At 72.5% G+C, this 12,791-nt stretch carries 10 protein-coding genes; all 10 read right to left on the bottom strand.

What is annotated here, in order from left to right; genetic code table 11:
• Positions 1-109 precede the first annotated feature (109 nt).
• On the bottom strand, positions 110-1,258 hold the full coding sequence (locus tag AN218_RS19070; protein ID WP_070018091.1) for an LLM class flavin-dependent oxidoreductase: 1,149 nt from the start codon (positions 1,256-1,258) through the stop codon (positions 110-112).
• A gap of 124 nt (positions 1,259-1,382) precedes the next feature.
• Complete coding sequence (locus AN218_RS19065; protein WP_070018090.1) at positions 1,383-2,768, bottom strand: NtaA/DmoA family FMN-dependent monooxygenase; 1,386 nt, start codon at positions 2,766-2,768, stop codon at positions 1,383-1,385.
• Positions 2,765-4,102: an LLM class flavin-dependent oxidoreductase gene (locus AN218_RS19060; protein WP_079132336.1), complete on the bottom strand. Its 1,338-nt coding sequence runs from the start codon at positions 4,100-4,102 to the stop codon at positions 2,765-2,767. Before AN218_RS19060 ends, AN218_RS19065 begins: the two co-directional genes overlap by 4 nt.
• Before the next feature lie 527 nt (positions 4,103-4,629).
• The gene (locus AN218_RS19055; RefSeq protein WP_070018093.1) at positions 4,630-5,307 is read right to left on the bottom strand and encodes a response regulator; all 678 of its coding nucleotides are present in this window, start codon (positions 5,305-5,307) and stop codon (positions 4,630-4,632) included.
• Between the two features lie 44 nt (positions 5,308-5,351).
• A complete protein-coding gene (locus AN218_RS19050; RefSeq protein WP_070018089.1) occupies positions 5,352-7,913 on the bottom strand; it encodes a sensor histidine kinase in 2,562 nt (853 codons plus the stop codon).
• A 47-nt stretch (positions 7,914-7,960) separates the two neighbouring features.
• Complete coding sequence (gene kdpC, locus AN218_RS19045) at positions 7,961-8,566, bottom strand: potassium-transporting ATPase subunit KdpC (RefSeq protein ID WP_070018088.1); 606 nt, start codon at positions 8,564-8,566, stop codon at positions 7,961-7,963.
• Positions 8,563-10,656, bottom strand: a complete 2,094-nt coding sequence (gene kdpB / locus AN218_RS19040) for a potassium-transporting ATPase subunit KdpB (RefSeq protein WP_070018092.1) — start codon at positions 10,654-10,656, stop codon at positions 8,563-8,565. The genes kdpC and kdpB overlap by 4 nt, the downstream gene beginning before the upstream one ends.
• Before the next feature lie 71 nt (positions 10,657-10,727).
• Positions 10,728-12,389 (bottom strand): potassium-transporting ATPase subunit KdpA, encoded by a 1,662-nt coding sequence (kdpA, locus tag AN218_RS19035; protein ID WP_070018087.1) that lies wholly within the window; start codon positions 12,387-12,389, stop codon positions 10,728-10,730.
• 6 nt (positions 12,390-12,395) lie between these two features.
• Complete coding sequence (gene kdpF, locus AN218_RS19030) at positions 12,396-12,485, bottom strand: K(+)-transporting ATPase subunit F (protein ID WP_070018086.1); 90 nt, start codon at positions 12,483-12,485, stop codon at positions 12,396-12,398.
• Positions 12,482-12,616: a hypothetical protein gene (locus AN218_RS38785; RefSeq protein ID WP_275936985.1), complete on the bottom strand. Its 135-nt coding sequence runs from the start codon at positions 12,614-12,616 to the stop codon at positions 12,482-12,484. Before AN218_RS38785 ends, kdpF begins: the two co-directional genes overlap by 4 nt.
• Positions 12,617-12,791: the final 175 nt, after the last annotated feature.

Genomic DNA, 12,791 nt, shown 5'->3' with positions numbered 1-12,791 from the left:
GACGTACGCCCGCCCGCCCGCCCGCAACTGCCCTTGTACGGGGATCGGTTGGGCCACCGCCACGGGAGCACCGGGCACCCGGCTCCGGCCCGCCGCATGCCCTCGCCCCTCACTCCGGCTTCGGCAGAAGCCCCCGGCGGTGCCACTCCTCCGCGAGCAGCGCGTACGAGCGGACCCGGTCCGCGTGGTCGTGGGTGATGGTCGTGACGAGCAACTCGTCGGCGTGTGTGGCCTCTTGGAGCTGTTCCAGTTGGTCGGCGACCCGCGCGGGCGAGCCCACGAACTGGGTGTCGACGCGGTCCCGGACGAGCGCGCGGTCCGCGTCGGTCCACTCATAAGCGCGTGCCTGCCGCGGCGTCGGGTACTCGATGGCGCCCTCCGCGGTGCGGATGCTGCGCACCCACGGGCCGTATCCGGCGGCCAGTTCGCGCGCTGCCGCGTCGTCGTCGGCGACGACGACGTCCGCCGAGACGCTGACGTACGGCTCGTCGAGGAACCGGGAGGGCCGGAAGTGGGCACGGTAGCCCTCCACCGCCTCCAGCACCGTGGCCGGGCTGACGTGGTAGTTGGCGGCGAAGCGCAGACCGCGTGCGCCCGCGACCTCGGCGCTGCGTCCGCCGCTGCTGCCCAGGATCCACACCTCCACCTCGGCGCCCTCACCCGGTACGACGTGCGCCTCGACGCCGTCCGGTGAGCGGTAGGTGCCCTCCAACAGGGCCAGGATGTCGGCGACTTGCTCGCCGTACTCCTGCGACTGGGCGCCCGGAAGCTGAAGGAGCGTGCGCTGCAAGGCGATCCGGGGCGAGCCGAGCAGGTTCTCGAAGGAGAAGCGCTCGGGGATGAGCAGTCCGTTCGGGGTCCGGTGCCGGCCGGGCGGCGACGCGGCGGACTCCGCGCCCGTGCCCTTTCCCGTCCGCGGAGACCCGCCCGAGCGGCCCAGCCCGAGGTCGAGACGCCCCGGATACACCGCGTCCACCAGGCCGAACTCCTCCACCGTGGACAGCGCCGTACGGTGCCCGAGCTGTACGGCGCCCGAACCCAGCCGGATGGTGGACGTCGCGGCGGCGGTGAGGGCCAGCACGACCGCGGGAGACGTCCCGGCGACGCCGGGGTTGAGGTGGTGCTCGGCGAACCAGTGGCGGGAGTAGCCCAAGTGCTCGGCCTGGCGGGCCAGTTCGACGGAGTTGTGCAGCGCGTCGGCCGCCGTCGACCCGGACGGTATCGGTACGAGATCGAGCACCCCGAGGGGAATGGACACGGACGGGCTCCTCAGAGATCGGCGAGGACATCGGAGACGACGAGGGCAGCAAGGGCGGCAAGGACGACGACGAGAGGCGGCGTGAGCGGCGAGGGGTCCCAACGGGCGGGCGGCCAGGGGGCGTTCACGAGGCCGTACGCCTCCCCGTACCGCCCACGCGGGCCCCGTCCGGATGGGCGAGGCCGAGGTGGTCGCGCAGGGTCGGGCCCTCGTACTCGGTGCGGTGGACGCCCCGTTCCTGGAGCAGCGGTACGACCTTGTCGGCGAAGGCGTCGAGACCGCCGGGGGTGATGTGCGGGACGAGGATGAACCCGTCGGCGGCGTCGGCCTGTACGAACTCCTCCATGGTCCGCGCGACGGTGGCCGGTGAGCCCACGAAGCTCTGCCGGTTGCCGGTCTCGATGACGAGGTCGCGGATGGACCAGCCGTTGGCGGCGGCGCGTTCGCGCCACTCACGGGCCGTGGCCAGCGGATCCCGGTACATCCGCACCTGGGCCCGGCCTCGGGCGACGCGGTGCTCTCCGAGCAGCGGGTCGATGTCGGGGAGCGGCCCGTCCGGGTCGTACGCGGACAGGTCCCGGTTCCATACGAACTCCAGATGCCGGATGGCGGTCGCGCCGCTGACCTGCTGGCGGCGCACCTCCCGGGCCAGTTCCCGCGCCTCCTCGTCGGTGTCGCCCAGGACGAAGGTCGCGGCGGGCAGGATGAGCAACTCCCCTGGTTCACGGCCGTACTTGGGCAGCCGCCGCTTGACGTCCGCGGTGAAGGCACGGCCCTCCTCCAGCGAGGCGTACCGGCTGAAGATGGCGTCCGCGTCGGACGCGGCGAACTCGCGTCCCTCCTCGGAGTCGCCGGCCTGGAAGATGACCGGGCGGCCCTGCGGCGGGCGGGGGACGTTGAACTGGCCGTGGATGTCGAAGTGTTGTCCGGTGTGGACGAAGGACCCGGCCTTCGCGTCGCGCAGGAAGACGCCGGCGGCCTGGTCGGCGACGATCTCGTCGCCCCGCCAGGAGTCGAAGAGTTCGTTCGCGGTGGACAGGAACTCCTCGGCGCGCGAGTAGCGCTCCTCCTGCGGAAGGAAGCCGCCGCGGCGGAAGTTCTCGCCGGTGAAGGCGTCCCAGGAGGTGACGACGTTCCAGGCGGAGCGTCCGCCGGAGAGATGGTCGAGGCTGGCAAACTGGCGGGCCACCTCGTAGGGCTCGTTGAAGGTGGAGTTGATGGTGCCGGTCAGGCCGAGGCGGTCGGTGACGGCGGCGAGCGCGGCGAGGACGGTGAAGGTGTCGGGGCGGCCGACGACGTCCAAGTCGTAGATGGCGCCGCCGTGTTCGCGCAGTCTCAGCCCTTCGGCGAGGAAGAGGAAGTCGAACTTGGCGCGTTCGGCGGTGCGTGCGAAGTGCGCGAAGGACTCGAACTCGATATGGCTGCCGGCCTCCGGGTCGCTCCACACGGTGGTGTTGTTGACACCGGGGAAGTGGGCCGCCAGGTGTACCTGCTTCAGCGGCTTGCTCATGCCGTGGCGTCCCTTCCGCTCGCTCCGGCACCGGCTCCGGCCCCTGCTCCGGCCCCGGCGGCCGATGACGCGCCGGACGTGTGCTGCTCGCCGCGCCGCCCGCCGCGCTGTGCGGCGTAACGGCTGAGCGGGCGGGCCAGGCCCAGCAGTCCGCGCAGGGTGTCCGCCTCGTACGCACGGCGGAAGACGCCCCGGCGCTGGAGTTCGGGGACGAGGCTCCGGGTGATCGCCGGAAGGTCGTGGCCGAGCACCGCCGGACGCAGCCGGAATCCGCTCAGCCCCGCCGACCGCAACTCCTGGAGCAGATCGGCGAGTTGGACGGCGCTGCCGGCGAAGACGCGGGCGTCGCCGCGGTACGGGGATCCGTCGAGGGCGTCGAGCCGTGCGCGCCGGTCCGTCGCGGCCCCCGGTTCCTCGTCCAGGAAGACGGTCAAGTCGCCGAAGACGTGCAGCGGTTCGGCAGCGCGTCCGGCGGCCTCCTGTTCGCCGCGGATCCGTGCGACGACGTCCCGCGCCTCGGCCGCGTCCTGCGGGGTGACGTAGGCGACGTCGGTCTGGCGGGCCTGTAGCCGGTAGCCGGCGTCGCCGTGGGCGAGGGCCGTGACGACGGGCTGTCCCTGCGGCGGACGCGGGGTGATGGAGGGGCCCTTCACGCTGAAGTGCCGCCCCTGGAAGTCGATGTAGTGCAGCTTGTGCCGGTCGATGAAGCGGCCGGTGGCGGCGTCGCGGATCTCCGCGTCGTCCTCCCAACTGTCCCAGAGTCGGCGGACGACCTCGACGTAGTCGGCGGCCTCCTCGAACAGCTCGTCCACGGCCGCCTGTTGGGCCGGGTCGCCGCGCGAGCCGCGTACGACGGAGCCGAGTTCGGGCACCGTACGGCGGCCGAAGTGCGCGGCCTCGTCGGGGCGGGCGCTGATGCGCACCCGCAGGCCCGCACGGCCGGTGGCGGCGTAGTCGAGGGTGGCGATCGCCTTGGAGAGGTGGAACGGCTCGGTGTGGGTGACCACCGCGGTCGGCACCAGGCCGATGTGCCGGGTGAGCGGGGCGACGCGGGCGGCGACGAGGACGGCGTCCAGCCGCCCGCGGACCTGGTCGGTGCGGCCGTCCGGGGCGTACGGGTCGGAGGACTGCGGGCCGAGCCCGTCCTCGAAGGTCACGAAGTCGAGCAGCCCGCGCTCGGCCTCGGCGACCAGGTCCGCCCAGTACCGGGCCGTGAACAGCTCACGGGGACGGGCCTGTTCGGCACGCCAGGACGCGGGATGCCAGCCGGTGCCCTCCAGGGCGACGGCGAGATGCAGCGGCGAGGAGGATGCTGACGCGGATGCCGGGGTCACGGGGCGGGCGTGTTCGCGGCGGCGGGGACGGACATCGGTGGTCTCCCTGGGTCATGGCCGTGAGCCGTGGGTACGCGAAGGGATCCCGGAGGGACGGGAGATGAACGCGAGGGCGGGGCAGGCGCGGACGCGGCGCGCTGTGGGCGACGTGCTCGGGTACGGCGTGCTGAAAGGCAGCGGTGCCGGTCAGCCGCGACAGACGGCGCTGCACACACGCCGCAGATCGACGTGGAGCCGCACGGTCAGAAGCACCCCGCGGACCGGGACGACCGGGACGGCCGGGAGGTCGGCGGCGGACGCGTCCGTCTGCTCGCGGCGCTGCATCGCGACTCCCCTCGCCTGCGCGGACGGCTCCGCCGGATCGCGGCGCGTCCCTCCGTCCGATGCTCCGCGCACCCGGCGCGGTCGGTCAACAGCGCAGTGTTGCGGGCCTGTTGCAACCTTGTGCAGCGCGGCGGTGCACCCGCGTGCCGGTGCCGCTGCCGCTGCCCCCGCCCGGCTCCCGCTCACCGCTCACCGCTCACCGCTCACCGCTCGAAGCGGTAACCCATGCCCGGCTCGGTGATCAGATGCCGCGGATAGGCGGGGTCCCGTTCGAGCTTGCGGCGGAGCTGGGCCATGTAGACGCGCAGATAGTTGGTCTCCGTCCCGTACGCCGGTCCCCACACCTCGTGCAGCAACTGCACCTGGGTGACAAGCCGTCCCGCGTTGCGTACCAGGACTTCGAGCACGTGCCACTCGGTCGGGGTGAGGCGGACGTCGGCGCCGTCCCGTCCGACCTTCTTGGCCGCCAGGTCGACGGTGAACGTGTCGGTGCGTACGACGAGTTCCTCCGCGTCGGCCGGTGCGGCGCGGCGTACGGCGGCGCGCAGCCGGGCGAGGAACTCGTCCATGCCGAAGGGCTTGGTGACGTAGTCGTCGGCACCGGCGTCGAGGGCGTCGACCTTCTCGTCCGAGGTGTGCCGCGCGGAGAGCACGATGATCGGGACGCGGGTCCAGCCGCGCAGCCCCTCGATGACCTCGATGCCGTCCATGTCGGGCAGTCCGAGGTCGAGGACGATCACGTCGGGGCGGCGGGCGGCGGCGAGTTGGAGGGCGGTGGCGCCGTCGTGGGCGCCGTCCACCCGGTACTTGCGGGCCCGCAGATTGATCGTCAGCGCTCTGACGAGCTGCGGTTCGTCGTCGACGACGAGCACACGCGGCATGCGGCCCGCGGGCTCCTGCTGCGCGGCGGCCGCCCGGGAACCGGTCATGAGGTGGCCTCCGCGGGGAGGTCGGGCTGAACGGGCGCTCTGCCGGGGGCGGTCGGCAGCGTCAGCACCATGGTGAGACCGCCGCTGGGGGTGTCCTCGGCGGTGAGGGTGCTGCCCATGGCCTCGGCGAAGCCGCGGGCGACGGCGAGGCCGAGTCCGACGCCGTCGCCGCGCGGGGCGTCGCCGTGGCGCTGGAAGGGCTCGAAGATGCGTTCCTTGCCGGCGTCGGGTACGCCGGGGCCCCGGTCGATGGTGCGCAGTTCGACGCGGTCGCCGAACGCGCTGGCGGCGAGCAGCACTTGTGCGTCCTCGGGGCTGTACTTGACGGCGTTCTCGACGACGTTGGCGACGACGCGCTCCAGCAGTCCCCGGTCGGCGGTGACCATGGGCAGGGTCTCGGGGATGTCGAGCCGTACGGCGTTCTCGGGCACGCCTTTGAGGGCGAGCGGGACGACTTCGTCGAGGTCGGTCTCGCGCAGAAGCGGGGTGACGGCTCCGGTCTGGAGTCTGCTCATGTCGAGCAGATTGCCGATGAGATGGTCCAGCCGGTCGGCGCCCTCCTCGATGGCGGCGAGCAGTCCGGCCTCGTCCGCGTCCGACCATGCGACGTCGTCCGAACGCAGCGAGGTCACGGACGCCTTGACGGCGGCGAGCGGCGTCCGCAGATCGTGGGAGACGGCGGCCAGCAGGGCGGTGCGGATGCGGTCGGTCTCCTCCAGGCGGCGGGCCCGTTCGGCCTCGCCGATCAGCCGCCCGCGCTCCAGGACGACGGCGGCCTGGGCGGCGAAGGCGCCGAGGACGCGGCGGTCCTCGGCGGGCAGCACCCTGCCGCGCAGCGCGAGGGTCGTGGTCTCCCCGGCGGGTACGTCCACGTCGGCGTCGTCGGGGCTGCGGGCGGGGTCCGGCCCGACGCTGCCCTGGCGGCTCCACCGGCCGCGGTCGCCGGTGCGCTCCAGCAGCGCGGCGGACTCCATGCCGAAGGTCTCCCGCACGCTCTCCAGCAGCACGGTCAGTTCGCTCTCCTCGCCCTCCTTCGTCGGCGAGCGCAGCACGCTGCCCGCGAGGTGGCTGAGGATGTCGGCCTCGGAGCGCAGCCGGGCGGCCTGGTGCGTACGCCGTGCGGCGAGGTCGACGACGGACGCGACGGCGATCCCGACCACGACGAAGATCACGATGGCCAGGGCGTTCTGCGGGTCGGAGACCGTCCAGGTGTGGGTGGGGGCGGCGAAGAGGAAGTTCAGCAGCAGGGAGCCGACGACGGCGGAGACGAACGCGGGCAGGATGCCGCCCAGCAGGGCCGCGGTCACCGTCAGGGTGAGGAAGAGCAGCATCTCGTTGGCGAAGCCCAGTCCGGGGCCCGCCGCGGTGAGCAGCAGCGAGAGCAGGGCGGGCCCGGCGGTGCCGGCCAGCCAGCCGGCGACGGTACGGGCGCGCCCGAGACGTGCTCCCCGGGCGCTCGGCAGTCCCCGCCCCTTGGCCGCGTGCTCGTGAGTGACGATGTGCACGTCGATGTCGGGCCCGGACTCCCGGGCGACGGTGGCTCCGACGCCGGGTCCGAAGGCGTACTGCCAGGACTTGCGGCGGCTGGTGCCCAGCACGATCTGTGTGGCGTTGACGCCGCGGGCGAATTCGAGGAGCGCCTCGGGGACGTCGTCGCCGAGGACGGTGTGGAAGGTGCCGCCGAGGTCTTCCACCAGGGTGCGCTGGACGGCGAGTTCCTCCGGCGAGGCGGAGGTGAGGCCGTCGCTGCGGGAGACGTAGACGGCGAGGATCTCGCTGCCGGAGCCCTTGGCGGCGACGCGGGCCGCCCGGCGGATCAGGGTGCGTCCCTCGGGGCCGCCGGTGAGGCCGACGAGGATGCGTTCGCGGGCGGGCCAGGGCTGGGAGATGCCCTTCTCGGCGCGGTACTGCTGGAGGTATTCGTCGGCACGGTCGGCGGTCCACAGCAGGGCGAGTTCGCGCAGGGCCGTGAGATTGCCGGGCCGGAAGTAGTTGGAGAGGGCGGCGTCGATCTTGTCGGCGCCGTAGACGTTGCCGTGCGCGAGACGTCTGCGCAGCGCCTGCGGCGACATGTCGACGAGTTCGATCTGGTCGGCGCGGCGCACCACGTCGTCGGGGACGGTCTCCTGCTGCCGTACGCCGGTGATGGACTCCACGACGTCTGCCAGCGACTCCAGATGCTGGATGTTGACGGTGGAGATCACGGTGATGCCGGCGTCGAGCAGCTCCTCGATGTCCTGCCACCGCTTGGCGTTGCGGGAGCCGGGGACGTTGGTGTGCGCCATCTCGTCGACGAGGGCGACGGCGGGGCCGCGGGCGAGCACGGCGTCGAGGTCCATCTCCGTGAAGTGCGCGCCGCGGTGGGTGACGTCGCGCCGCGGCAGGATCTCCAGACCGTGCAGCAGCACCTCGGTGCGGGGGCGTCCGTGGCACTCGACGAAGCCCACGACCACGTCGGTGCCGCGCTCCAGACGGCGGTGCGCCTCGGAGAGCATGTCGTAGGTCTTGCCGACTCCGGGGGCGGCTCCCAGGTAGATGCGCAGTGTGCCGCGGGCCATGGCTCCATTGTCTTCCGGATCGTCGTACGGGCGTCGTACGGGGCGCGTCAGCGGTGCAGGTCGCGCAGGGCGAGGTTGAGTTCGAGGACGTCGACGACGGGCTCCCCCAGGAAGCCGGCCTCGCGTCCCTGGGTGTGCCGGCGGACCAGTGCGCGGACGTCGGCCGGGTCGAGGCCGCGTGCGCGGGCGACCCGGTCGGTCTGGATCCGCGCGTAGGCGGGCGAGATGTCGGGGTCGAGGCCCGAGGCGCTGGCGGTGACCGCGTCGGGCGGTACGGCGGAGCGCGGGACGTGGTTGAAGGCGGCGATCCGCTTCTTCCGCGCCTCGATCTGCCTCGTGAGCTTCGGGCTGGTCGCGGCGAGGTTGGAGGCACCGGAGGCCAGCGGGTCGTACGCGCTCGCCGACGGCCGCGGCTGGAACCACCGGCGGTCCGGCCCGCCGTCCCGCGTGTTCCAGGTCTGCCCGATGAGCGTCGAGCCCACGGCCTGGCCGTCGCTGCGTACGACGGAGCCGTCGGCCTTGTGAGGGAAGGCGGCCTGGGCGATCCCCGTGACGAGCAGCGGATAGAGCACGCCGGTGACGAGGGTGAGGACGAGCAGCGCCCGCAGGACGGCCGCGGCGAGGCGTGCGGTGTTGCGTACGGCGGTGTTCATGATCCGGTCCCGGGGACGAGGGAGACGAGCAGGTCGATGAGCTTGATGCCGATGAACGGGGCGACGAGACCGCCGAGTCCGTATATCCCGAGGTTGCGGCGGAGCATGCCGTCGGCGCTCATCGGCCGGTAGCGCACGCCCCGCAGGGCGAGCGGCACCAGCGCCACGATCACCAGCGCGTTGAAGACGACGGCGGAGAGGATCGCGGACTGGGGGCTGGAGAGACGCATGACGTCGAGGGCCTCCAGACCGGGGTAGGCGGTGACGAACATCGCGGGGATGATCGCGAAGTACTTCGCGACGTCGTTGGCGAGCGAGAACGTCGTCAGCGCACCGCGGGTGATGAGCAACTGCTTGCCGATCTCGACGATTTCGATGAGCTTCGTGGGATTGGAGTCGAGGTCGACCATGTTCCCGGCCTCCTTGGCGGCCGAGGTGCCGGTGTTCATGGCCACGCCCACATCGGCCTGGGCGAGGGCCGGGGCGTCGTTGGTGCCGTCGCCGGTCATCGCGACGAGCTTGCCCTCGCCCTGCTCCTGCCGGATGAGGGCCATCTTGCCCTCGGGGGTGGCCTCGGCGAGGAAGTCGTCGACGCCCGCCTCGTCGGCGATGGCGCGTGCGGTCAGCGGGTTGTCGCCGGTGATCATCACGGTGCGGATGCCCATGCTGCGCAGTTCGGCGAAGCGTTCGCGCATGCCGTGCTTGACCACGTCCTTGAGGTGGACGACGCCCAGGACGCGGGCGGCGCCGCCGTTCTCGGACGCCACGAGGAGCGGGGTTCCGCCCGAGGCGGCGATCTCCTCCACGGTGCGCCGGGCGTCGTCCGGTACGGTGCCGCCGCGCTCGGCGACCCACGCGGTCACGGACTCGGCGGCTCCCTTGCGTACGCGGTGGACGCGGCCGTCCTGCGTCACGTCGACGCCGCTCATCCGGGTCTGCGCGGTGAACGGGACGAACTCGGCGTTGCCCAACTCGCCCTCGTCGCGGGCCCGTAGCCCGTGCTGCTGCTTGGCCAGCACGACGACCGAGCGGCCCTCGGGGGTCTCGTCGGCGAGCGAGGAGAGCTGTGCGGCGTCGGCGAGTTCGGTGGCGTCGGTACCGCCGAGCGGCACGAACCGGGCGGCCTCCCGGTTGCCCAGGGTGATGGTGCCGGTCTTGTCCAGCAGCAGCGTCGTGACGTCGCCGGCCGCCTCCACCGCCCGTCCGGACATGGCCAGCACGTTGCGCTGGACGAGCCGGTCCATGCCGGCGATGCCGATCGCCGAGAGCAGCGCGCCGATCGTCGTGGGGATCAGACAGACCAGCAGCGCGGTCAGTACGGTCATCGACTGCTCGGCGCCCGCGTACTGCGCGAAGGGCTGGAGCGTGACGGTGGCCAGCAGGAAGACGATCGTCAGCGAGGCGAGCAGGATGTTCAGGGCGATCTCGTTGGGCGTCTTCTGCCGGGCGGCGCCCTCGACGAGTCCGATCATGCGGTCGAGGAAGGTCTCGCCGGGCTTGGCGGTGATCCGCACCACGATCCGGTCGGAGAGCACCCTCGTGCCGCCGGTGACGGCGGAGCGGTCGCCGCCGGACTCGCGGATCACCGGCGCGGACTCCCCGGTGATGGCCGACTCGTCGACGCTGGCGACGCCCTCGACGACGTCGCCGTCGCCCGGGACCGTGTCGCCCGCCTCGCAGACGACCAGGTCGCCGATCCGCAACTCGCTGCCGGGGACGGGCTCTTCGGCGCCGGAGTCCGCAGCGGGGACGCGCCGCGCGACCGTGTCCGTCCGCGCACGGCGCAGCGTGTCGGCCTGCGCCTTGCCGCGTCCCTCGGCGACGGCCTCCGCCAGGTTGGCGAAGACGACGGTCAGCCACAGCCACACCGCGATGGACCAGGCGAACCAGCCGGGGTCCACGAGAGCGAGCACGGTCGTCAGGACGGAGCCGACCTCGACGACGAACATCACCGGCGAGCGGACCATCAGCCGCGGATCGAGCTTGCGCAGGGCGGCGGGCAGCGACACGAGCAGCCGCCGGGGCTCGAACAGCCCCGCGGGAGTGCTCTGTTGCCGGCCCGTGGGGGCGGGAGCGTTGACGCTCGACATGGGGGCGGAACCCTCCGCTTCGTTCCCGGAGTGTGCTGAGGACGGGGTGGCGGTGCGGGAGGTGCGTATGGTCACGACAGACCCTCCGCGAGCGGCCCGAGCGCCAGGGCGGGGAAGAAGGTCAGCCCGGCGACGATCGTCACGGCGCCCACGAGCAGCCCGGAGAAGAGCGGCTTGTTCGTACGGAACGTCCCGGCGCTCTCGGGCACGGGGCGCTGCCCGGCGAGCGACCCCGCCAGGGCGAGCACGAAGACCATCGGCAGGAACCGTCCCAGCAGCATCGCCAGCCCGATCGTGGTGTTGAACCACGGGGTGTCGGCGCTCAGTCCGGCGAAGGCGCTGCCGTTGTTGTTCGACCCGGAGGTGTAGGCGTACAGCACCTCGGAGAAGCCGTGCGGCCCGGAGCCGAGCATCGAGCGCCGCGGCGTGGGCAGCGCCATGGCGGCTCCGGTGAAGCCCAGCACCAGGGCGGGAGTGACCAGGATGTAGCAGGCCGCGAGCTTCATCTCGCGGGGGCGGATCTTCTTGCCCAGGTACTCCGGCGTACGGCCGACCATCAGCCCCGCGACGAAGACGGCGACGACCGCGATGATCAGCATGCCGTAGAGCCCCGATCCCACGCCGCCGGGCGCCACTTCGCCGAGCATCATGCCCAGCAGCAGCACCCCGCCGCCGAGCGCGGAGAACGACGAGTACGCGGAGTCGGCGGCGCCCGTCGACGTCATCGTGGCGGAGACGCCGAACAGCGAGGACGAACCCTCCCCGAGGCGGGCCTCCTTGCCCTCCATCGCTCCGCCCGCGGCCTGCGCCGCGGCGCCGGGGTGCGCCGTCTCCAGCACCGTGACCGCGACCACCGCGCCCAGCCAGATCAGGCCCATCGCGGCGACGATCGCGTACCCCTGCCGTGCGCTGCCGACGAGCGTCCCGAAGGTGCGCGGCAGGGAGAAGGGGATGACGAGGATCAGGAAGACCTCGAAGAGATTGGTCAGGGCGTTCGGATTCTCGTACGGGTGGGCCGAGTTGGCGTTGAAGAAGCCTCCGCCGTTGGTGCCCAGCTCCTTGATCGCCTCCTGGGAGGCCACCGCTCCCCCGGGAAGGTGCTGCGTGGCACCGGTCACCGTGGTGATCTCCTGCGGGGAGGCGACGTTCTGCACCGCGCCCGCGGCGACCAGGACGACGGCCGCGAGCGTCGCGACCGGCAGCAGGACGCGGACGACGCCGCGCACCATGTCCGCCCAGAAGTTGCCGATCTCGCCCGTGCCGGAGCGGGCGAAGCCCCGTACGAGCGCGACGGCCACCGCCATGCCCACCGCGGCGGAGAGGAAGTTCTGCACCGCCAGGCCGCCCGTCTGCACGAGGTGCCCCATGGTGCTCTCGCCCGCGTAGGACTGCCAGTCGGTGTTGGAGACGAAGGACGCGGCGGTGTTGAAGGACTGGTCCGGGGAGACCGGCGGGAAGCCGAGCGAGAGCGGCAGCCGGTTCTGGAGCCGCTGGAGCGCGTAGAGGAACAGGACGCAGACGGCGGAGAAGACCAGGAGGCCCCGCAGATACGCGGGCCAGCGCTGCTGGACGCCGGGGTCCGCGCCGATCGCACGGTAGATCCACCGCTCGGCGCGCAGCGGCCGCGTCGAGGTGTAGACGCGGGCCATGTAGTCGCCGAAGGGACGGTGGACCAGGGCCAGCGCGGCGAGAAGCACGGAGAGTTGGAGGACGTCGGCGAGTGCGGTGCTCATCGGTCCTCAGAACCTCTCCGGGAAGATCAGCGCGAGGACGAGATAGACCAGCAGCAGGACGGCCACGCCCAGCCCGGCGGCGTTCTCGGCGCTCACAGCTTCGCCACCGCCCTGGCGACGAGAACCACCAGCGCGAACACCGCGAGAACGGTGACGACGAAAGCCACATCGGCCATCGCATGCTCCCCAGGAAGACCGGACGGACGGGCCCGCGGACGCGGGCTCACCTCGTCATGAGACTCCCCGTGCGGCCCCGGACAGCCGGCCCTGACGGCCTCCTGACGCCCCGATGGGCGATCTTGACGCGGCCTTGACGAGCCCGTTCACCGCATCGGGGGCCCCGCCGCCGGCCGCGGCCCCGCCGGGGCGCGGCGCCCGAGGGAGACCGCGCCCACCGGGCCC

Origin of the sequence: Streptomyces nanshensis (genome assembly GCF_001751255.1) — a bacterium.
Lineage (GTDB): Bacteria > Actinomycetota > Actinomycetes > Streptomycetales > Streptomycetaceae > Streptomyces > Streptomyces nanshensis_A.
The sequence above is the reverse complement of the archived record's forward strand: the minus strand, read 5'-3'. Positions and strand labels throughout refer to the sequence as shown.